The 20,087-nt window shown below is 57.9% G+C and carries 23 protein-coding genes and 1 tRNA gene; 6 read left to right on the forward strand and 18 right to left on the reverse strand.

Annotation, left to right across the window (positions count from 1 at the left end; all coding sequences use genetic code 11):
* Positions 1 to 5: 5 nt before the first annotated feature.
* The 12 genes from rlmN to trmJ form a co-directional block, all read right to left on the reverse strand.
* Positions 6 to 1,154: a 23S rRNA (adenine(2503)-C(2))-methyltransferase RlmN gene (gene rlmN, locus DNK50_RS26490; RefSeq protein ID WP_112196677.1), complete on the reverse strand. Its 1,149-nt coding sequence runs from the start codon at positions 1,152 to 1,154 to the stop codon at positions 6 to 8.
* 29 nt (positions 1,155 to 1,183) lie between these two features.
* Positions 1,184 to 1,609, reverse strand: coding sequence for a nucleoside-diphosphate kinase (gene ndk, locus DNK50_RS26495; RefSeq protein ID WP_003175956.1), 426 nt, complete (start codon positions 1,607 to 1,609; stop codon positions 1,184 to 1,186).
* Between the two features lie 88 nt (positions 1,610 to 1,697).
* Positions 1,698 to 1,898: a Fe-S cluster assembly protein IscX gene (gene iscX, locus DNK50_RS26500; RefSeq protein ID WP_078734574.1), complete on the reverse strand. Its 201-nt coding sequence runs from the start codon at positions 1,896 to 1,898 to the stop codon at positions 1,698 to 1,700.
* Positions 1,899 to 1,911: 13 nt separating this feature from the next.
* On the reverse strand, positions 1,912 to 2,253 hold the full coding sequence (fdx, locus tag DNK50_RS26505) for an ISC system 2Fe-2S type ferredoxin (RefSeq protein WP_099585617.1): 342 nt from the start codon (positions 2,251 to 2,253) through the stop codon (positions 1,912 to 1,914).
* Positions 2,254 to 2,256: 3 nt separating this feature from the next.
* Positions 2,257 to 4,119 (reverse strand): Fe-S protein assembly chaperone HscA, encoded by a 1,863-nt coding sequence (gene hscA, locus DNK50_RS26510; RefSeq protein ID WP_099585618.1) that lies wholly within the window; start codon positions 4,117 to 4,119, stop codon positions 2,257 to 2,259.
* A gap of 51 nt (positions 4,120 to 4,170) precedes the next feature.
* Entirely contained in the window at positions 4,171 to 4,692 is a 522-nt protein-coding gene (gene hscB / locus DNK50_RS26515; protein WP_099585619.1) for a co-chaperone HscB, read from the reverse strand.
* Positions 4,693 to 4,700: 8 nt separating this feature from the next.
* Positions 4,701 to 5,024: an iron-sulfur cluster assembly protein IscA gene (iscA, locus tag DNK50_RS26520; protein WP_003209680.1), complete on the reverse strand. Its 324-nt coding sequence runs from the start codon at positions 5,022 to 5,024 to the stop codon at positions 4,701 to 4,703.
* 28 nt (positions 5,025 to 5,052) lie between these two features.
* Positions 5,053 to 5,439, reverse strand: coding sequence for a Fe-S cluster assembly scaffold IscU (gene iscU, locus DNK50_RS26525; RefSeq protein WP_003209682.1), 387 nt, complete (start codon positions 5,437 to 5,439; stop codon positions 5,053 to 5,055).
* Positions 5,440 to 5,538: 99 nt separating this feature from the next.
* The gene (locus tag DNK50_RS26530) at positions 5,539 to 6,753 is read right to left on the reverse strand and encodes an IscS subfamily cysteine desulfurase (RefSeq protein WP_112196678.1); all 1,215 of its coding nucleotides are present in this window, start codon (positions 6,751 to 6,753) and stop codon (positions 5,539 to 5,541) included.
* Between the two features lie 50 nt (positions 6,754 to 6,803).
* The gene (iscR, locus tag DNK50_RS26535; protein WP_003194020.1) at positions 6,804 to 7,295 is read right to left on the reverse strand and encodes a Fe-S cluster assembly transcriptional regulator IscR; all 492 of its coding nucleotides are present in this window, start codon (positions 7,293 to 7,295) and stop codon (positions 6,804 to 6,806) included.
* Positions 7,296 to 7,582: 287 nt separating this feature from the next.
* On the reverse strand, positions 7,583 to 8,368 hold the full coding sequence (cysE, locus tag DNK50_RS26540; protein ID WP_112196679.1) for a serine O-acetyltransferase: 786 nt from the start codon (positions 8,366 to 8,368) through the stop codon (positions 7,583 to 7,585).
* A 2-nt stretch (positions 8,369 to 8,370) separates the two neighbouring features.
* On the reverse strand, positions 8,371 to 9,141 hold the full coding sequence (gene trmJ, locus DNK50_RS26545; protein ID WP_099585622.1) for a tRNA (cytosine(32)/uridine(32)-2'-O)-methyltransferase TrmJ: 771 nt from the start codon (positions 9,139 to 9,141) through the stop codon (positions 8,371 to 8,373).
* Between the two features lie 145 nt (positions 9,142 to 9,286).
* Between trmJ and suhB the strand changes: the two genes are divergently transcribed.
* Positions 9,287 to 10,102, forward strand: coding sequence for an inositol-phosphate phosphatase (gene suhB, locus DNK50_RS26550; RefSeq protein WP_003175971.1), 816 nt, complete (start codon positions 9,287 to 9,289; stop codon positions 10,100 to 10,102).
* Positions 10,103 to 10,323: 221 nt separating this feature from the next.
* Here suhB and DNK50_RS26555 read toward each other — a convergent pair whose 3' ends face one another.
* The 6 genes from DNK50_RS26555 to queA all read right to left on the reverse strand — a co-directional run bounded on the left by DNK50_RS26555 (position 10,324) and on the right by queA (position 16,398).
* The gene (locus DNK50_RS26555; protein ID WP_003175972.1) at positions 10,324 to 10,866 is read right to left on the reverse strand and encodes a glycine zipper 2TM domain-containing protein; all 543 of its coding nucleotides are present in this window, start codon (positions 10,864 to 10,866) and stop codon (positions 10,324 to 10,326) included.
* A gap of 124 nt (positions 10,867 to 10,990) precedes the next feature.
* Positions 10,991 to 11,905, reverse strand: coding sequence for a protein translocase subunit SecF (gene secF / locus DNK50_RS26560; protein WP_099585623.1), 915 nt, complete (start codon positions 11,903 to 11,905; stop codon positions 10,991 to 10,993).
* A 9-nt stretch (positions 11,906 to 11,914) separates the two neighbouring features.
* Complete coding sequence (gene secD, locus DNK50_RS26565) at positions 11,915 to 13,783, reverse strand: protein translocase subunit SecD (protein WP_112196680.1); 1,869 nt, start codon at positions 13,781 to 13,783, stop codon at positions 11,915 to 11,917.
* Between the two features lie 62 nt (positions 13,784 to 13,845).
* On the reverse strand, positions 13,846 to 14,184 hold the full coding sequence (yajC, locus tag DNK50_RS26570) for a preprotein translocase subunit YajC (protein ID WP_003175975.1): 339 nt from the start codon (positions 14,182 to 14,184) through the stop codon (positions 13,846 to 13,848).
* A 43-nt stretch (positions 14,185 to 14,227) separates the two neighbouring features.
* Positions 14,228 to 15,343 (reverse strand): tRNA guanosine(34) transglycosylase Tgt, encoded by a 1,116-nt coding sequence (gene tgt / locus DNK50_RS26575; RefSeq protein ID WP_162633419.1) that lies wholly within the window; start codon positions 15,341 to 15,343, stop codon positions 14,228 to 14,230.
* 5 nt (positions 15,344 to 15,348) lie between these two features.
* Complete coding sequence (gene queA, locus DNK50_RS26580; protein ID WP_112196682.1) at positions 15,349 to 16,398, reverse strand: tRNA preQ1(34) S-adenosylmethionine ribosyltransferase-isomerase QueA; 1,050 nt, start codon at positions 16,396 to 16,398, stop codon at positions 15,349 to 15,351.
* Positions 16,399 to 16,506: 108 nt separating this feature from the next.
* Between queA and DNK50_RS26585 the strand changes: the two genes are divergently transcribed.
* The 5 genes from DNK50_RS26585 (at position 16,507) to DNK50_RS26605 (ending at position 19,826) form a co-directional block, all read left to right on the forward strand.
* Positions 16,507 to 16,591: transfer RNA gene (locus tag DNK50_RS26585), tRNA-Leu, on the forward strand.
* 165 nt (positions 16,592 to 16,756) lie between these two features.
* A complete protein-coding gene (locus DNK50_RS26590; RefSeq protein WP_043205854.1) occupies positions 16,757 to 17,998 on the forward strand; it encodes a tyrosine-type recombinase/integrase in 1,242 nt (413 codons plus the stop codon).
* Positions 17,999 to 18,244: 246 nt separating this feature from the next.
* The gene (locus tag DNK50_RS26595) at positions 18,245 to 19,189 is read left to right on the forward strand and encodes a hypothetical protein (protein WP_112196683.1); all 945 of its coding nucleotides are present in this window, start codon (positions 18,245 to 18,247) and stop codon (positions 19,187 to 19,189) included.
* Positions 19,190 to 19,269: 80 nt separating this feature from the next.
* On the forward strand, positions 19,270 to 19,524 hold the full coding sequence (locus DNK50_RS26600) for an AlpA family transcriptional regulator (RefSeq protein WP_112196684.1): 255 nt from the start codon (positions 19,270 to 19,272) through the stop codon (positions 19,522 to 19,524).
* Positions 19,521 to 19,826, forward strand: a complete 306-nt coding sequence (locus tag DNK50_RS26605; RefSeq protein ID WP_112196685.1) for a hypothetical protein — start codon at positions 19,521 to 19,523, stop codon at positions 19,824 to 19,826. The genes DNK50_RS26600 and DNK50_RS26605 overlap by 4 nt, the downstream gene beginning before the upstream one ends.
* Positions 19,827 to 20,087 lie beyond the last annotated feature (261 nt).

The following is a 20,087-nucleotide window of genomic DNA, read 5'->3' on the forward strand; positions in this document are numbered from 1 at the left end:
CTCTCTCAGATTCGATTCACAGCGATTTGCGGCATCTCGTCGGCGGCATTCAGTTCACGCACGGCGATATAACGTTCGCTGCGACGGGTGCGATCCAGCACCTGTCCTACCAATTGGCCACAGGCGGCGTCGATGTCCTCACCACGGGTGGTGCGTACGGTGACGTTGTAGCCGGCCTGGTGCAGTTGATCCTGGAAACGACGGATGGCGTTGTTGCTCGGCCGCTCGTAGCCAGAATGGGGAAACGGGTTAAACGGGATCAGGTTGATCTTGCACGGAGTGTTCTTGAGCAACTCGATCATCTCGACCGCGTGCTCGACCTTGTCGTTGATGTCCTTGAGCATGGTGTACTCAATGGTCAATACGCGCTTCTCACCCAAGGTCGCCATGTAGCGCTGGCAGGATTCGAGCAGCATCTTAAGCGGATACTTCTTGTTGATCGGCACCAATTGGTTACGCAATGCGTCATTGGGTGCGTGCAGCGACAACGCCAGGGAGACGTCGATGTGCTTGGCCAGCTCATCGATCATCGGTACCACGCCGGAGGTCGATAGGGTCACACGGCGCTTGGAAATGCCGTAGCCCAGGTCGTCCATCATCAGGTGCATGGCCGCAATCACGTTGTCGAAGTTCAGCAGCGGCTCACCCATGCCCATCATCACCACGTTGGTGATGGCACGGTCGACGGTCGCCGGGACGCTGCCAAAGGATTTGTTGGCAATCCACACCTGGCCGATGACTTCGGCGGCAGTGAGGTTGCTATTGAAGCCTTGCTTGCCGGTGGAGCAGAAACTGCAATCCAGGGCACAGCCTGCCTGGGACGAAACGCACAAGGTGCCACGTTTGCCCTGGGGGATGTACACGGTCTCGACGCAGCTGCCGGACGCCACGCGCACTACCCATTTACGGGTACCGTCGGTGGAGATGTCCTCGCTGACCACTTCGGGACCACGGACCTCAGCAATGCTCTTGAGCTTGTCGCGCAAGGCCTTGCTGACGTTCGTCATGGCGTCGAAATCGTCGACACCAAAGTGGTGAATCCATTTCATTACCTGACCGGCACGGAAGCGCTTCTCCCCGATTGAGTCGAAGAATTTCTCCATTTCCGGCTGGGTCAGACCCAGCAGGTTGGTTTTAACAGTCGATGTAGTCATGGATTCACCCTCACTCTTTAAGCCAATGCTTAGCGAGCGGTTACTTCAGTAGCAGCGAAAAAGTACGAGATTTCGCGAGCAGCGGCAGCTTCGGAGTCCGAGCCGTGTACAGCGTTGGCGTCGATGGATTCAGCGAAGTCAGCACGGATGGTGCCGGCAGCAGCTTCTTTAGGGTTGGTAGCGCCCATCAGCTCACGGTTCAGAGCGATAGCGTTTTCGCCTTCCAGAACCTGAACAACAACAGGACCGGAGATCATGAAGGCAACCAGGTCGCCGAAGAAGCCACGAGCGCTGTGCTCAGCGTAGAAGCCTTCAGCTTCAGCCTTGGACAGTTGCTTGAGTTTCGAAGCTACAACCTTCAGGCCGGCTTTTTCGAAACGAGTGGTGATCTCACCGATGACGTTTTTTGCAACGGCGTCAGGCTTGATGATGGAGAAAGTACGTTGAACAGCCATGGTGTAACTCCAGAAACGGTAATTTACGAAAAATTAAACCCGCGAATTATACGCGGGTTCAGGGGTATTGCCTAACCTGCCAGGTCGATCAGTCGATTTCTTCGATCCAGAGCTGTTGGACAGCCTCCAGGACCTTCTCGCCACAACGGCCAGAGGCACTGTCGAAATCGGGAAGCTCCATGATCCAGTGCTGGAGATCGACAAAGTTAACGGTCAACGGATTCACATCCGGCTTGGCTTCGGCCAACTCTTCTGCGATGCGTTGTACATCATTCCAACCATAGCTCATGACAGTGTCACCATCAGTGCGGCGCTTCGGCCGCATGGTTAAGCGAATATTTCGGGATTTCGACGGTAATGTCTTCAGTCCCCACTTTCGCCTGACAACTCAGGCGCGACGTCGGCTCCAGCCCCCACGCCCGATCAAGATAGTCTTCTTCCAGGTCGTCAGCCTCATTTAGGCTGTCGAAACCTTTACGAATGATGCAGTGACAGGTGGTGCAGGCATTGACGCCGCCACAGGCACTTTCGATCTCGATGTGGTTGTCATGGGCGACGTCGAGCAGGGACTTGCCGGTCTCAGCCTCCACGACCATGCCCTCAGGGCAATGTTCGGCGTGCGGTAGAAAAGTGACCTGCGGCATCAGTTATTCCTCAATTTCATTCAGGTTGCGGCCCGCCAGCGCGGCTTTAACCGTCTGATCCATACGGCGGGCGGCAAAGGCATCAGTCACTTGCGACAAGCGCTTGGTCTGCTGTTCGATGGCGTAACCATCGTTGCCTTTCATCAATTCGGCCAGCTCTTGCATCTGCAGGTCGATGACCATGCGTTCTTCGGCATCCAGCAAGCGCTCGCCGTCGACCTCAAGGGCGCCCTGCACCGCTTCAAGCAGGCGCTGGGCGTCCACTTGCTGCTCGCGCAGCACACGGGCGACCTTGTCGTCACCGGCATACTGGAACGAGTCCTTGAGCATTTTGGCGATTTCGCCGTCGGTGAGGCCGTAGGACGGCTTGACCTGGATACTGGCTTCAACGCCCGAACCCAGTTCACGGGCAGCGACACTGAGCAGGCCGTCGGCGTCGACCTGGAAGGTCACGCGAATCTTCGCAGCCCCGGCAACCATGGCCGGGATGCCACGCAATTCAAAGCGCGCCAGGGAGCGGCAGTCACTGATCAGTTCGCGCTCACCTTGCAGCACATGAATCATCATGGCCGTCTGGCCGTCTTTGTAAGTCGTGAAGTCCTGGGCGCGGGCGACGGGAATGGTGGTGTTACGTGGGATCACCTTCTCCATCAGACCGCCCATGGTCTCCAGGCCCAACGACAACGGAATCACGTCGAGGAGCAGCAGTTCGCCACCCTCGCGTTTGTTGCCGGCCAGGGTATCGGCCTGGATCGCGGCGCCGATGGCGACCACTTGATCCGGGTCGATTTCGGTCAGTGGCTGGCGACCAAAGGCTTCAGCCACGGCGTCACGAACACGCGGTACACGCGTCGAACCGCCAACCATAACCACCGCACCAACCTCTTCCAGCTCGATACCGGAATCACGTACGGCGCGGCGACAGGCCTTGAGGCTGCGAGCAACCATTGGCTCGATCAAGGCGTCAAAGGCATCCCGCGTCAGCGGGGCCGACCAGCTACCGTAGGAAACGTCAACAGAGGAGGCGTCAGTCAGCGCTTCTTTAGCGGCACAGGCGGTTTGCAGCAGGTTGCGCTGCGCGCCTGGATCCAGATCGGCGGACAAGCCGGCACTGGCAATGATCCAACCTGCGATGGCGTGGTCAAAGTCATCGCCGCCAAGGGCACTATCGCCACCAGTGGCCAGTACTTCGAACACACCGCCGGTCAGGCGCAGGATCGAAATATCAAACGTGCCGCCGCCCAAATCGTAAATAGCGACTAGGCCTTCGGCGTGCTGATCCAGCCCGTAGGCCACAGCCGCAGCAGTCGGCTCGTTGAGCAGGCGCAGCACGTTGAGGCCGGCGAGCTTTGCCGCATCCTTGGTGGCTTGGCGCTGTGCGTCGTCGAAATAGGCGGGAACCGTGATCACTGCGCCAACCAGTTCGCCACCCAAGGTGGTTTCTGCACGCTGGCGCAGCACCTTGAGGATATCGGCTGACACTTCCACCGGGCTTTTTGGGCCCTGGACGGTGTCGATGAACGGCATGTGCGATTCGCCACCGACAAAGCGGTACGGCAATTGGTCGCCGAGCTGCTTGACGTCGGACAATCCACGACCCATCAAGCGCTTGACCGACAGTACGGTGTTCAGCGGATCGGTAGACGCCGCCAGCTTGGCCGACTCACCGACTTCGGTGCGATCCGCGTGATAGCGCACGGCCGAGGGCAGGATGACTTGGCCATCAGCGTCGGGCAGCGGCTCGGACAGGCCGCTGCGCACGGCAGCAACCAGGGAATTGGTGGTGCCCAGGTCAATCCCCACCGCCAAGCGGCGCTGGTGCGGCTGAGGGCTTTGGCCGGGTTCGGCGATTTGCAGTAATGCCATGGTAATCAGGTCTTATCTGTCTATCAGGCGTGCATCACGGGCAGCACTGGGTTAATCGTCGAGGCGCTCTTCTAGCTGGCGCACTTCGTAGGTGAGCTTGTCGAGGAACTGCATGCGCCGCATCAGGCGTTCGGCCTGCTCGCGTTGCGCAGCATCATCCCAACAGGCTGCGAAGCTTTCGTTGAGCTCATCCTGGGCCACTTTCAGACGACGCTTGAAGACAGCGACACCGGCCACATCGGCTTCGTCGTGCAGCTCTTCGAGCTCTTCGCGCCACTGCATCTGCTGCATCAGAAAGTCAGGATCATGCACCGTGACTTCAATCGGCAACTCGCCACCGTTCATCGCAAGCAGGTATCGCGCGCGCTTGGGTGGGTTCTTCAGTGTCTGATAGGCCTCGTTGAGGCTGGCCGACTGTTCCAGGGCCTGGCGTTGCTCACGCTCGGAAGCGTCAGCGAAGCGGTCCGGGTGCACCCCACGCGCCAACTCTCGGTAGCGCGTGGCAAGCTGCTCAAGGTCCAGCCGAAAACTCGGCTGCAGCTCGAATAAAGCGAAATGACAAGGAGTACCCACGAGTAGCCTCAGATGTTGAAGCTTTCGCCGCAGCCACACTCACCGCGTACGTTGGGGTTGTTGAACTTGAAACCTTCGTTCAACCCTTCCTTGACGAAATCGAGTTCGGTGCCGTCCAGGTAGGTCAGGCTTTTAGGGTCGATGATCACTTTCTCGCCGTGACTTTCGAACACCTGATCTTCCTCAACCACCTCGTCGACAAACTCCAGCACGTAGGCAAGGCCGGAACAGCCCGTGGTGCGAACACCCAGACGAATCCCCTCACCTTTACCGCGCCCATTCAGGGAGCGGCGAATGTGCTGCGCTGCCGCTTCTGTCATGCTGATAGCCATCGTTGACTCCTTACTCGTCGCCAAATGCTTAGATCAAGCCTTTCTTCTGCTTGTAGTCGCGAACGGCCGCCTTGATGGCGTCTTCAGCGAGCACGGAGCAGTGGATTTTCACTGGCGGCAGGGCCAGTTCTTCGGCCAGCTGGGTGTTGCTGATAGTCACAGCCTCATCCAGGGTCTTGCCTTTCATCCATTCGGTCGCCAGGGAGCTGGAGGCGATGGCCGAGCCGCAGCCGTAAGTCTTGAACTTGGCGTCTTCGATAACGCCAGCTTCGTTGACCTTGATCTGCAGGCGCATCACATCGCCGCACGCCGGGGCGCCGACCATGCCGGTGCCGACATCAGGATCTTCCGCGTTCATCTTGCCGACGTTGCGCGGGTTTTCGTAGTGGTCGATGACCTTTTCGCTGTAAGCCATGGTACTGAATCCTCACTCATCAGGGCCGCTCTGGAACCCTGTAAAAACGTCTGCGTTTACCGCCACGTTCCTACAGAGCTTGGGTGGCGGCTTCTATATTTAGTGTGCCGCCCACTCGATCTTGGAAATATCGACACCGTCTTTGAACATGTCCCACAGCGGCGACAGAACACGCAGCTTGTTGACGGCTTCGCAGACTTTCTGCGCGGCATAGTCGACTTGCTCTTCAGTGGTGAAGCGGCCGAAGGTAAAGCGGATCGAGCTGTGTGCCAGCTCGTCGTTGCGGCCCAGGGCGCGCAGTACGTACGAAGGCTCAAGCGAGGCCGAGGTGCAGGCCGAACCGGACGAAACCGCCAGATCCTTGAGCGCCATGATCAGCGACTCGCCTTCGACGTAGTTGAAGCTCAAATTCAGGTTGTGCGGTACGCGGGCGGTCATGCTGCCGTTGATGTACAGCTCTTCAAGGTTCTCGACCTGCTTGTAGAAGCGATCGCTCAGGGCCTTGATGCGTACGTTTTCGGCAGCCATGTCTTCCTTGGCCACGCGGAAGGCTTCGCCCATGCCGACGATCTGGTGGGTCGCCAGGGTGCCCGAGCGCATGCCGCGCTCGTGACCGCCGCCGTGCATGGTGGCTTCGATACGTACGCGCGGCTTGCGGCTTACGTAGAGGGCACCAATGCCTTTAGGGCCGTAGGTCTTGTGGGCCGAGAACGACATCAGGTCGACTTTCAGCTTGGACAGGTCGATGTCGACCTTGCCGGTGGACTGGGCAGCATCGACATGCAGCAGAATGCCCTTGGAGCGGGTCAGTTCGCCGATGGCGGCGATGTCGTTGATGGTGCCGATTTCGTTGTTCACGTGGATCACGGAAACCAGGATGGTGTCTTCACGCAGCGCGGCTTCAATCATGGCCGGGGTGACGATACCGTCGGTGGTTGGCTCAAGGTAGGTAACCTCGAAACCTTCACGCTCCAGTTGGCGCATGGTGTCGAGGACAGCCTTGTGCTCAATCTTGGTGGTGATCAGGTGCTTGCCTTTGGTCGCATAGAAATGCGCCGCGCCCTTGATTGCCAGGTTGTCGGACTCGGTGGCACCGGAAGTCCAGACGATTTCGCGCGGATCGGCATTGACCAGGTCAGCGACCTGGCGACGAGCGTTCTCGACCGCTTCCTCGGCTTTCCAGCCGAATACGTGGGAACGGGAGGCCGGGTTGCCGAAGTTTCCGTCAACCAGCAGGCATTCACTCATCTTTTGCGCGACACGCGGATCAACCGGGGTGGTCGCTGAGTAATCAAGGTAAATCGGCAATTTCATGGACTTTCTCCTAAATCAGGCTGGCTGGCGTGCCGTTAGCTCTTCGGCTGTCACTCGACGGCGGACGCTTCAATCTTGTCCAGACGCGGCGCCTTGGTGTTGCAACGGCGCTGGTCCTGACGCTGGGCTACTTCTTGCACCTCACGGCGAGTCACAAGATCAGCCAAGCTGATACCACTCAAAAACTCATGGATCTGCAGGCTCAAGTCACACCACAGATGGTGTGTCAGGCAGGTGTCGCCAGCGTGGCAGTCACCCAAGCCTTGGCATTTGGTCGCGTCGACGGATTCGTTGACCGCATCGATCACCTGAGCCACCTGGATGCCCTGCATATCGCGGGACAGCTGATAGCCGCCACCTGGCCCACGCACGCTGGAGACCAGATTGCTACGACGCAATTTGGCGAACAGTTGCTCAAGATAGGACAGGGAAATGCCTTGGCGCTCGGAGATATCAGCCAGGGACACCGGCCCAGTTTGCGCGTGCAAGGCCAGGTCGAGCATGGCAGTCACCGCGTATCGGCCTTTTGTAGTCAGTCTCATGGACAATTACCAAGGTGTTTCAGAATGTGGGCAAGTATGCGATTCCCGAGTATTTAAGTCAACTATAAGACCTAGTACTTTAGTCAGGATTACCCGTAAAAAGGGCGCGCGAATCATAGCAGGATGGGGTGGGATCGAACAGCGCAACCAGGTCCGCAGCAAGGCCACTGAGCCAATGGAGATCAAATGTGGGAGCTTGCTTGCCTGCGATAGCAGCCTATCAGCTAACTTATAGGCCGCTGGCCCACCGCAATCGCAGGCAAGCCAGCTCCCACAAGGGCCCGCGCTCAGCCTGCCTTGGTGGTAGCGGCTTCGTCCTTGATTTCAGCAAAATCTTCTTCACGCAGCGAAGGCAAGTCTTTGGCACAGTACGGGCTGCCCAACTCCTTCAGCGCGCCGCACATACCGTCCAGCTTGCCGTCCACCGCTTGAAGATGGTCGAGCAACTGACCAATGGCACGAGCGACCGGATCGGGCATGTCTTCGCTGACACCGTAGGCATCGAAGCCGATTTTCTCGGCCATGGCCTTGCGCTTGGCTTCCTGCTCATCGCCCACTTCCGGCTTGACAATGATCCGACCGGGAATACCCACCACGGTGGCACCGGCCGGCACGGCCTTCGTAACCACAGCGTTGGAGCCGACTTTGGCACCAGCCCCCACCGTGAAAGGACCCAGCACCTTGGCCCCCGCCCCCACCACCACGCCATCTTCGAGCGTCGGGTGGCGCTTACCTTTGTTCCAACTGGTGCCGCCCAGGGTCACGCCCTGGTACAGGGTGACGTCGTCACCAATCTCAGCGGTTTCGCCGATAACAATGCCCATGCCATGGTCGATAAAGAAGCGGCGTCCCACCTTGGCCCCCGGGTGAATCTCGATCCCGGTCATCCAGCGACCAAAGTTCGACACCAGCCGCGCCAGCCATTTCCAGCCCATACCCCACAAGGTGCCGGACAGGCGATGGATCCAGATAGCGTGCATACCCGGATAGCAGGTCAGCACTTCAAAGGCGTTGCGCGCCGCCGGGTCACGGTGGAAAACACTCTGGATATCTTCTCGCAAACGCTCGAACATTTTTAATCCTTCCGCTTAAGAAGCTCGCCACGGGCCGCTTTCTGGGTTTCCGTGAGGATGCCACGCAATATATTCATTTCCGCCCGACTTACCGAGCTGCGTCCGTACAACCGACGCAGGCGCGCCATCAAGTGCCGTGGTTTTTCAGGATCAAGGAATTCGATCGCCACCAGGGTTTGCTCCAGGTGCTCATAGAACCGCTCAAGTTCGTCCATGGTGGCCAGTTCGCCACTCTTGGTCGAAGCAACCTCTTCCTTCTCCATTTTGCTTGGCTGGCCGGCAGCCGCCAGCCACGCCATGCGCACTTCGTAAGTCAGCACCTGCACCGCCGCCCCGAGGTTCAGCGAACTGAACTCAGGGTCTGATGGGATGTGCACGTGGTAGTGACATCGCTGCAGCTCCTCATTGGTGAGACCAGAGTCTTCACGACCAAACACCAAAGCGATTTCTGCGCCACCAGCCGCCTCTTCCACCACTTTGTTGCCGCACTCACGGGGATCCAGCAGCGGCCAGGGGATACGACGGTCACGGGCGCTGGTACCGAGTACCAGGTTGCAGCCGACCAAGGCATCCTCCAAGGTGGCCACGACCTGGGCTTTTTCAAGGATGTCATTGGCACCGGATGCGCGGGCATCGGCCTCGTGATGCGGAAACACGCGCGGCTCAACCAGCACCAGGCGCGTCAGCCCCATGTTTTTCATGGCTCGCGCCACCCCACCGATATTGCCGGGATGACTGGTATTGACCAAGACGACACGAATGTTTTGCAGCAAGGGAGGCGCTCTCGGACACGGGAAAGGGGAGCAAATCTTACAGAACCGCCTAAGGTTATGCCATGAAAGCTAACGTCGTCCTTCACCTGAAGAAAGTTTCTGCTAGAATGCCCGGCTTTCTTTAACAACCTTAGGTGACACATCCATGCAGCCCATGCTGAATATCGCGCTGCGCGCCGCCCGCAGCGCCAGTGAATTGATCTTCCGCTCCATCGAGCGCCTGGATACCATCAAGGTCGACGAAAAAGACGCCAAGGATTATGTATCCGAGGTGGACCGCGCCGCCGAACAGAAAATCATCGACGCGTTGCGCAAGGCCTACCCTACCCACGGCATCCTCGGCGAGGAAACCGGCCTGCACAAAGGCAGCGGCGAAGGCGAAGACTACCTGTGGATCATTGACCCACTGGATGGCACCACCAACTTCCTGCGCGGCATCCCGCACTTTGCCGTCAGCATCGCGTGCAAATACCGTGGTCGCCTGGAACATGCCGTCGTCCTGGACCCGGTTCGCCAGGAAGAATTCACCGCCAGCCGTGGCCGTGGCGCCCAGTTGAACGGTCGCCGCCTGCGTGTCAGCGGCCGCACCAGCCTGGACGGCGCCCTCCTGGGTACCGGCTTCCCGTTCCGTGACGACCAAATGGACAACCTGGAAAACTACCTGGGCATGTTCCGCGCCCTTGTGGGCCAGACCGCCGGTATCCGTCGCGCCGGCGCCGCAAGCCTGGATCTGGCTTATGTTGCTGCCGGTCGTTTTGATGCGTTCTGGGAGTCGGGCCTGTCCGAGTGGGATATGGCTGCAGGCGCCCTGCTGATCCAGGAAGCCGGCGGTCTGGTGAGCGACTTCACCGGCGGTCATGACTTCCTGGAAAAAGGCCACGTTGTAGCTGGCAACACCAAGTGCTTCAAGGCAGTGCTGACGGCGATCCAGCCGCACCTGCCGGCTTCGCTGAAGCGCTAAGCGAGCGAGCACAAAAAAGCCCCCCAAGGGGGTGCTTTTTTATGCCCGGGATTTGAGCCAGACCCATGCATCAGCAGCAATACTTAACAAATGTGGGAGGGGGCTTGCCCCCGATTGCAGTGGGTCAGCAAATAACTGGCTGACTGATCCACCGCTATCGGGGGCAAGCCCCCTCCCACATTTTGAAGCTCACAAGCGTTGAGGCCTGTGCCAGACTCAGATTACTGCTGGTTCTGACCGAGGATCAGACGACCCTCTTTGTCCACTGGAATCTGACCACCCGGATCACGATCCATGCGCACCGAACCTTCCTTGCCGTCAAGGTTGTAACGCACGTCATAACCAACAACCTTGTCGCTGATATCGTTGACGGTGTTACAACGGGTTTGCGTGGTGGTGTAGGTATCACGGTTCTGCATGCCTTCCTGAACCTTGTTACCGGCGTAACCACCGCCGACGGCACCGGCTACAGTGGCCAGCTTCTTACCGTTACCCCCACCGATCTGGTTACCCAGCAAGCCACCCGCCAGGGCGCCAACCACGGTACCGGCAATCTGATGCTGGTCCTGTACCGGACGCTGACGCGTCACGGCGACGTCCTTGCAGACTTCACGAGGGGTCTTGATCTGGGTTTTTACCGGCTGCACTGCCAGCACTTGCGCATACTCAGGGCCGCTTTTTACCAGGCTGTAGGTGGCGACAGCACCCCCGGCAGTCACACCGACAGCACCCAATACCGCACCAACCAGTAACGACTTGTTCACGTTGAACCTCCTGACCATCACAAACGGACCGAAAGATCCGCGCTATACCCAGCCTTGGAGCAAAAAAAAAGGCACGAGTTCAATACTCGTGCCTTTCTTGTAACAGCAGATCAACAAGCACCCATCAAGGGCGGTCGTCGACCTCCTTGCCAGTCGCGGCCGGAGGGATCAAGTCTTCGCTGTTGAGGTTCAGCCAGATCAGCACCACGTTGGCGATGTAGATCGACGAGTAGGTACCCGCCAGAACGCCAATGAACAGCGCCAGGGAGAAGCCCCACAGGTTGTCGCCACCGAAGATCATCAGCGCAGCAATCGCCAACAAGGTGGAGATCGAAGTCGCCATGGTCCGCAGCAGCGTCTGGGTCGTGGAGATGTTGATGTTCTCGATCAACGTCGCCTTGCGCAGTACTCGGAAGTTCTCACGAACCCGGTCGAATACCACGATGGTGTCGTTAAGGGAGTAACCAATGATCGCCAGCACAGCAGCCAGTACGGTCAGGTCGAAGGTGATCTGAAAGTACGCCAGAATACCCACGGTCACGATCACGTCGTGGATCAGCGAAACAATGGCGCCGACACCGAACTTCCACTGAAAGCGGAACGCCAGGTAGATCATGATGCCGACCAGCGCCATCAGCATGCCAAGGCCGCCCTGGTCGCGCAGTTCTTCACCCACTTGCGGACCAACGAACTCGACGCGCTTGACCGATGCCGGGTTATCGCCGCCAACCTTCTGCAAGGCCTCGGCAACCTGGTGACCCAATTGCGGGTCTTCGCCTGGCATGCGCACCAGCAGGTCGGTGGTCGCACCAAAGCTCTGCACGACGGCTTCGTGATAACCAGCCTTGACCAGTTCGTTGCGCACCAGGGTAACGTCGGCCGGCTTCTCGTAGGTCAGCTCGATGAGCGTACCGCCGGTAAAGTCCAGACCGTAGTTCAGGCCCTTATGGAACCAGCTGAACAACGCCAGAACGGTAAGGAGCACGGTGGCGCCGAACGCAATATTGCGAACGCCCATGAAGTTGATTGTACGTAACATGGCAGCCCCTTAAATCCACAACTTCTTGAAGTCACGCCCGCCAAAGATCAGGTTGACCATTGCGCGGGTCACCATGATGGCCGTGAACATCGAGGTAAAGATACCGAGGGACATAGTTACCGCAAAACCTTTGACCGGGCCGGTGCCCATCGCAAAGAGAATCCCGCCGACCAACAGAGTGGTCAAGTTGGAGTCGAGAATTGCAGTAAATGCCCGGCCGAAGCCTTCGTTGATTGCGCGCTGTACGGTCATGCCCGCCGCGATCTCTTCACGAATCCGCGAGAAGATCAGTACGTTGGCGTCAACCGCCATACCCATGGTGAGCACGATACCGGCAATGCCCGGCAGGGTCAGTGTTGCGCCCAGCAGCGACATCAGAGCCAGCAGCATCACCATGTTGCCCGCCAAAGCGACGGTGGCGATGACGCCGAAGAAGCGGTAGATGGCGATGATGAACAGCGAGACGAACAACATGCCCCACAGCGCAGCATCCACGCCTTTGGTGATGTTGTCCGCACCCAGGCTCGGGCCGATGGTACGTTCTTCAGCGAAGTACATCGGTGCAGCCAGGCCACCGGCACGCAGCAGCAGGGCCAGTTCCGAGGATTCACCCTGACCGTTCAGGCCAGTGATACGGAACTGAGCACCCAGCGGCGACTGAATAGTCGCCAGGCTGATGATCTTCTTCTCTTCCTTGAAGGTCTGCACCGGCACGTCTTTCTCGACGCCGTTGACGACCTGCTTGGTGTAGGTGGTGACAGGACGCTGCTCGATGAAGATCACCGCCATGCTGCGACCGACGTTGCTGCGCGTGGCGCGGCTCATCAGCTCGCCGCCATGACCATCCAGGCGGATGTTCACCTCAGGCGTGCCGTGCTCGCCGAAACCGGCCTTGGCGTCAGTTACCTGGTCACCGGTGATGATCAAGCCACGCTCGATCTGCGCCGGTGGACGGTTGCCTTCGCGGAACTCGAATTCCTCGGAAGTGGCGCGAGAAGCACCTGGCTCAGCCGCAAGGCGGAATTCCAGGTTGGCGGTTTTACCCAGGATACGCTTGGCTTCAGCCGTGTCCTGCACGCCTGGCAGCTCAACCACGATGCGGTTTGCGCCCTGGCGCTGAACGATCGGCTCAGCCACACCCAGCTCGTTGACGCGGTTACGTACCGTGGTCAAGTTCTGCTTGATGGAGTACTCGCGGATTTCCGCGATCTTGGCCGGGCTCATCGCCAGACGCAGTACAGCCTGACCATTCAGGTCAGCCGGTACGATGTCGAAATCGTTGAAGTTCTTGCGGATCAGCGCACGGGCCTGTTCGCGGGAAGCTTCATCGGAGAAACCCAGCTGGATGGCACCGTTAAGCTGCGGCAGGCTGCGATAACGCAGCTTCTCTTTACGCAGCAGGCTCTTCACGTCGCCTTCGTAGACTTTCAGGCGCGCGTCGAGGGCTTTGTCCATGTCGACTTCCAACAGAAAGTGCACACCACCGGACAAGTCCAGACCCAGCTTCATCGGGTGCGCGCCAATGCTGCGCAGCCATTGTGGCGTGGTCTGTGCCAGGTTCAGTGCAACGACGTAGTCGTCACCCATGGCCTTGCGCACGACATCTTTTGCCGGCAATTGGTCTTCTTGCTTGGTCAGGCGCAACAAGCCGCCCTTCGCACCAGCTGCCAATGTTGCCGCTTTAACCTGGATACCCGCATCGGTGAGCGCTTTGCTCCCGCGGTCCAGATCAGCCTGGTTGACCTGCAACGAAGTGCTGGCGCCAGTGATCTGGATCGCCGGGTCATCAGGATAGAGATTGGGAGCGGAATAAATAAAACCGATCGCCAGCACCGCCAGGATCAGTACGTATTTCCACAGAGGGTATTTGTTCAGCATCACGCCGCCCGCTTATAACGCGGGGCGCCTTGCGCGCCCCGTCGATTGGTAAAGGTTGTTACTCAGATCGCTTTGAGCGTGCCTTTTGGCAGCGTGGCGGCGATGGCGCCTTTCTGGAACTTCATTTCTACGGTGTCGGAGACTTCCAGAACCACGAAAGCGTCGGAAACCTTGGTGATCTTGCCGGCGATGCCGCCAGTGGTCACAACTTCGTCACCTTTTTGCAGGCTGCCGAGCAGGTTTTTCTGCTCTTTGGCGCGCTTGGCCTGTGGACGCCAGATCATCAGGTAGAAGATGACCAGGAAGCCGACCAGGAAAATCCACTCGAAACCACCGCCCATAGGACCGGCAGCGGCAGGCGCAGCGGCGTCAGCCATGGCGTTAGAGATAAAAAAGCTCATTTAGCACTCCAGTTGCAAATAGTGAATCTTAGGGTCGGGAAACTCAGTCCAAGGGCGGCACAGGGAGCCCGCGCTTGGCATAGAAGGCATCGACGAAGGCGGCCAATGTACCCTGTTGAATAGCCTCGCGCAAACCAGCCATCAGGACTTGGTAATGACGCAAATTGTGGATGGTATTCAACATGCTACCCAGCATTTCCCCGCATTTGTCCAGATGGTGCAGATAAGCACGGGAGAAGTTCTGGCAGGTGTAGCAATCACAGGTGGGATCCAGCGGCGAATCATCATGGCGATGGAACGCGTTACGGATCTTCAGCACGCCTGTATCGATGAACAGATGCCCATTGCGGGCATTACGGGTTGGCATCACGCAATCGAACATGTCCACACCGCGGCGCACACCCTCTACGAGATCTTCCGGTTTGCCAACGCCCATAAGGTAACGAGGTTTGTCAGCAGGCATCAGGCCTGGCAAGTAGTCCAGCACCTTGATCATCTCGTGCTTGGGTTCGCCTACCGACAAACCGCCGATGGCCAGACCATCGAAGCCGATTTTGTCGAGGCCTTCCAGCGAGCGTTTACGCAGGCTTTCGTGCATGCCGCCCTGGACGATACCGAACAGCGCGGCAGTGTTGTCCCCGTGGGCGTTCTTCGAACGCTGGGCCCAACGCAGGGACAGCTCCATGGAAATTCGTGCGACGTCTTCGTCGGCCGGGTACGGCGTGCATTCGTCGAAGATCATCACAATGTCGGAGCCCAGGTCACGCTGCACCTGCATGGACTCTTCGGGGCCCATGAATACTTTGGAGCCGTCCACCGGCGAGGCGAAGGTCACGCCCTCTTCCTTGATCTTGCGCATGGCGCCCAGGCTGAACACCTGGAAACCACCGGAGTCGGTGAGGATCGGGCCTTGCCACTTCATGAAGTCATGCAGGTCGCCATGCTTCTTGATCACTTCCGTGCCCGGGCGCAGCCATAGGTGGAAGGTGTTGCCGAGGATGATTTCGGCACCGGTGGCGACGATGTCGCGAGGCAGCATGCCCTTGACGGTGCCGTAGGTGCCAACCGGCATGAACGCCGGGGTCTCTACGGTGCCGCGTGGGAAGGTCAGGCGACCACGACGGGCCTTGCCGTCGGTGGCCAATAATTTAAACGACATACGACTCATAAGGTGTCCTCTGGGCCGCGTGGCGCCGGGTTACGGGTGATAAACATCGCATCACCGTAGCTGAAAAAACGGTATCCATTGTCGATGGCAGCCTGGTAAGCCGCCATGGTTTCGGGATAACCGGCAAATGCCGACACCAGCATCAATAGCGTGGATTCCGGCAAATGGAAGTTGGTCACCAGGCAATCGACAACATGAAACGGCCGGCCTGGGAAAATAAAGATATCGGTGTCGCCACTGAATGGCTTGAGCACGCCGTCGCGTGCCGCACTTTCCAGGGAGCGCACGCTGGTGGTGCCCACCGCCACCACACGCCCTCCACGCGCCTTGCACGCAGCGACCGCATCGACCACAGCCTGACTGACTTCCAGCCATTCGCTGTGCATATGATGGTCTTCGATGTTATCCACACGCACCGGCTGAAACGTGCCGGCCCCCACGTGCAGGGTCACATAGGCGGTCTCGACGCCCTTGGCGGCAATCGCGTCCAACAACGGCTGATCAAAATGCAGCCCGGCAGTCGGCGCAGCTACTGCACCGAGGCGCTGGGAGTAAACCGTCTGATAACGCTCACGGTCCGAATCTTCATCAGGGCGGTCGATGTACGGAGGCAACGGCATATGGCCGACACGCTCCAACAGGGGCAACACTTCTTCGGCGAACTTGAGTTCGAACAGTGCGTCATGACGCGCGACCATTTCAGCTTCGCCACCGCCGTCGATGAGGATGCTTGAACCTGGCTTCGGCGATTTACTGGAGCGCACATGGGCCAGGACGCGATGAGTGTCGAGCACACGCTCCACCAGAATCTCCAGCTTGCCGCCGGAAGCCTTCTGGCCAAACAGCCGTGCCGGAATCACCCGGGTATTGTTGAACACCATCAAGTCACCTGGGCGTAAATGCTCAAGCAAATCAGTGAATTGACGGTGTGCGAGGGCACCGCTGACCCCGTCCAGGGTCAGCAGTCGACTGGCGCGACGCTCGGCCAAAGGGTGGCGAGCGATCAGCGAATCAGGCAGTTCAAAAGTAAAGTCAGCAACGCGCATGATGGGGTTCGTCTAGCAGGGCCCGGAAGTCTAGCGGAAATAGTGAAAATAGACCATGAAACGTGATTGACCAACGGTAATCTCATCTCTATACTTCGCCGCCATTGAGCCCTGATGGCGGAATTGGTAGACGCGGCGGATTCAAAATCCGTTTTCGAAAGGAGTGGGAGTTCGAGTCTCCCTCGGGGCACCATATAGCAGTATCTGAAAGTCTCTACCAGACTCTCAGACCCAGAGAAACCGGCCACTTGAGCCGGTTTTTTTGTATCTGGCTTTCTACCTCTGTATCCCCTTATCCGTTGTATCCCTGTATCCCTGCTTGTATCCTGAGAAAAATACCGAACTTTGGGATACAAGGATGAAGCGCGCAGATATCAAGCGCCGCCCTCTCGCAGACACGACGCTTGCAGGGCTGGAGCCGGAGTCAAAGGAATACCGGGAGCTAGACGGAAACGGCCTCTACTTCAGGGTCAAACCTGATGGTGGTAAATCCTGGCAGCTACGCTACAAACGTCCGGCGGGCAATTGGGCTTGGATGGGGCTCGGGGGTTACCCAGAGGTCAGTGGTGCGCTGGCAAGAGAGAAAGCTGCCGATCTACGCAAAGTGGTGAGTAGCGGCGCCGATCCCCTTGAGCAGAAACGATCCGCTAAAGCTGCAATCGATGCGGCCAAGGCTCGAACGTTTCGAGCTGCTGCTGAAGCTTGGCTCAAGGCCAAAGAAGAAAAGGGCCTCGCAACCTCTACCCTTCACAAAATCCGCACCTACCTCGACAAGGACATACTCCCGGCATTGGGAGATAAGCCCCTCGACGAAATCACCCGCACCGACTGTGCAGATCTCCAGGCATCCCTCGAAGCTAGAGACGCTCACAACGTGGCAGAAAAGTGCCGCACCTGGATCAACCAAATCTTCGGCCGAGCGATTGGTTTAGGACTCACCGAAAACGATCCGGGCAGCCGCCTTCGCGACATTGCCGCCCAGGCGCCCAAGACTCAGCAGCATCCACACTTGCTGGAGCCTGAACTCGCTGAGTTTCTCCAAGCACTCAAAAACACTCCGAGCAGACTGACGGCACGTACCGCCGCATGGCTTTGTATCTGGACGGCATCCCGCCCAGGCATGGTCCGCTTGGCTGAATGGAAAGAGTTCGACCTTGAGAAGGCCATTTGGACGACGCCTGCTGCCAAGATGAAGATGCGCCGGGATTTTGTATGCCCCCTTCCCCACCAAGCCGTTACAGCACTGAGGGACCTGCACTGTTTAACGGGACGGAGTCGCTGGCTTTTCCCCGGCGTCGGAGCAAAGAACCCAACCATCAGCGAAAACACAATCAACAAAGTCTTCGCTACCATCGGCTACAAAGGGCGTCTAGTAGGACACGGTACTCGACACACCGCGAGCACGTTACTTCGAGAACATGGCTGGCCGAAGGAACATGTTGAAGCGCAGTTGGCTCACAAAGAGGAAGGCATCTCGGGGGTATACAACAAGGCCCAATACTTTGAGCAACGCGTAAAAATGATGCAATGGTACGCCGATCACCTTGATTCCCTAGAGGCCGGAAATGTAGTGCAAGGTCAATTTGGGAAGGCCGTGTGAAGCCGTTAACCCTATACCCCCTCAAAAATCGTGTTACGGGTGTTACCCGTGTTACGCATATCAATAACCCATTGTATTTATTGAAAATACTCAGCGTTACACGCGCTGCAAAACTTCTGAGCACCACGTGTTACATCGAGCAGTCGTGTTACAGAAAGGCCACACTCTCAACCCTGCTGGCATCAGCGTTTCCATCTGCGAATCGCTTTAACAGCCTACCGGCTTCGGGGCGGAGGGGAGATCTAAATGGACTTTGAGCGGGACATCGAGGCAGAAGAGCTTGAACTTGAAATCGCAGGCTTCGACGTAACGTGCCTGGTGTGGGATCAGGACGACGTCGAGGCAGCCGTTCGCAATCTTGTGCTGTTTCCGCAATTCAACGAACACTTCAATGATGCCTTCGATCTGATCAACACCGCTACGTCGTTCTGGCTTGAGGAGGGCTCCTACGCTCCGTGTGCAGAGTCGGTAACAAGAACCCTTTATCGACTTCGCGATCCCATTAGCGAGCATGCCAGTTATGCAGAGGCGGGCTCATTGCCCAATGTCATTCGACGGTTTCTTGGGGTTAGTCATTCCGCAGCAGACTCACAGCTTGCGGCGACCTTTGCACTGATAATGGGAACGCAGGCTGTGGAGACGCTTGCAAATTGGCTGTTCGACCTTGAGCTCACCACTTACGGTATTGATGCAGACCTGATAGAGCAGCTGAAACATGACTCACCCCGCCGGTACCTTGCCCTGATCGAAAAAGAGCGGGACCGCAGCAGCGGAAACGAGATCAGGGCACGAGAAGAATTCGCGACATTGCTAGGCGAGGCGAATCAGGCGCTACTGATGGCGAGTCTTTATCGCCAGGTGGAGCAGATGGATGTGTTTAAAAAAGGCTTCAACACATCAAACCTGATGCATCGAATTCTCGACGATGCCTTGTCGACAAAGGCGACGAGAAGGGGCCAGGAAGCAGGTAATGGGAACCGAAACCCCAGCTCCGCGATACAGACCTTGGCTATGGACAGGCGAGCAAAAATCAAGGCGGCTGCTGAGCAAATCATTAACGGCCGGAGAAGTGAAAAGCGCAGTCTGACCGATGCTGAACTGACCAATCTGCTTTTCGACCAGGCGGGCCACGGCACGAAAAAAACCATTCGAGAGCACTTGATCAGTCTGGGCCTTAGACCTCTGAAATAAAAGGGAGAAGACACAGTCCACTCCCCCTCCCCTGCGTAGCGTATGACCCGTTGTCTCAATTAACAAAGGGTTAGCTCGCTATGACTACCGTATTAAAAGTAATTCCCTCGCATGATCCCTCCATGACCCTCATCCGCATGCCCGAGGTCATTTCAATCGTAGGGCTGGCACGCCCGACTATCTACAAGCTGATGCGTCAACCTGAAAGCGGATTCCCGTTGCCGGTAAAGCTGAGTAACAGCAATGCGCGAAGCGCTCCGGTTGCGTGGGTACTGGGGGAAGTTCAGGCATGGACACTGGCACGCATCGCAGCCCGCAATCAGGTGGCAGCATGAAAAGTCGTGTTGCCAACAGGGCCATCTTGCAGCCCTTTTCTGTACTCAGAAAAGTAGGTTTCTCATCACGCGGCATGCAGCGTTTTGAGCGCTACCGCACAGAGCAAAAACGCCTGAATCGAGACGTGATGGTGATGCGATGGGCCGATGGCATCTGGTGCGCATTGTCAGTTCCCTGCCAAGCCCCTCAAGCAATCATTGTCGACGAAGGCCAACAAATCGACGCCTACGAGGATGCACGGGCCTGCCTAGATAGCGACTTCTTGCCCTTTGTTTCCCTGAGCTGGGAAGTCCATGCCTGAAATGAAAACGCCCCCGGCGGCAACCGGAGGCGTTGAGGTAAATCTACATGCCTGAACAATTTATGTCGCCTCGAAAAAATCCGCAAGTCATCTGCACAGTTGCACTTTCAAAAAACGGGCGTTACTCTCTGACCGTCGCTGCAAATTCAGCGATCGGGTTTGGCGACCCGAGTACATGCAGGCGCACAGGCGCCCCCATACCGATTGCAGGCGCTTTTTTTGTGCCCGCATTCCTGCTTTATGGCGGCTGTGCGTGGGAGA

This window comes from Pseudomonas sp. LG1E9 (assembly GCF_003290225.1).
Lineage (GTDB): Bacteria > Pseudomonadota > Gammaproteobacteria > Pseudomonadales > Pseudomonadaceae > Aquipseudomonas > Aquipseudomonas cyclaminis.